The sequence below is a fragment of the Mitsuaria sp. TWR114 genome (assembly GCF_007997345.1).
Genome location: NZ_VOSR01000921.1, coordinates 1 through 743 on the forward strand (window position 1 = coordinate 1; position 743 = coordinate 743).

The 743-nt window shown below is 69.6% G+C and carries 1 protein-coding gene; it reads right to left on the reverse strand.

The genetic code is table 11. From position 1 onward, the window contains the following. Positions 1-527 (reverse strand): catalase (locus FUT87_RS25835; RefSeq protein WP_147242840.1); only part of this gene is annotated, 527 nt, incomplete at its 3' end. Positions 528-743: the final 216 nt, after the last annotated feature.

A 743-nucleotide genomic window follows, 5' to 3' on the forward strand; every position in this document is an offset into this window, starting at 1 on the left:
ATGGTGACCTGGTGCAGCGCCTCGGGCAGCAGCGTCCAGAAGTCCCAGTTGTTCTGCGCGCTGCGCAGGTTGCTGCGGGGATCGCGCTTGACGGCGTGGTTGAGGTCGGGGAAGCGCAGCGGGTCGCGCATGAAGAACACCGGCGTGTTGTTGCCCACTAGGTCCCAGTTGCCTTCCTCGGTATAGAACTTGACGGCGAAGCCGCGGATGTCGCGCTCGGCATCGGCGGCGCCGCGCTCGCCGGCGACGGTGGAGAAGCGCAGGAAGACGTCGGTCGTCTTGCCGATGCGCGAGAACAGCCTGGCGCGCGTGTAGCGGCTGACGTCGTGGGTGACGGTGAAGCGGCCATAGGCGCCGGAGCCCTTGGCGTGCATGCGGCGCTCGGGGATGACCTCGCGGTCGAAGTGGGCGAGCTTCTCCAGCAGCCAGACGTCCTGCAGCAGCGCGGGGCCGCGCGGGCCGGCGGTCTGGATGTTGAGGTTGTCGACCACGGGCGCGCCGTGGGCATGGCTGATCGGTCGGTTCATGAGCGGGGACTCCCTGGCGTGACGGTCCGCGGGCGCGGACGAAGCCGCCACGATGCGGGTGCCGCCTCCCCCTGTCATCCCCCAGGTGGCCGAGTCCGGATCCCTCCGCTGGGCCTACCCGCGCGCCGCGTTCACTCCGCCATCCAGGCGCTGTTGGCCAGCATGCCGAGTTCGTCGACGAGGCGGTCGAAGTCGCTGGCCTTGTCGTAGAAGCCG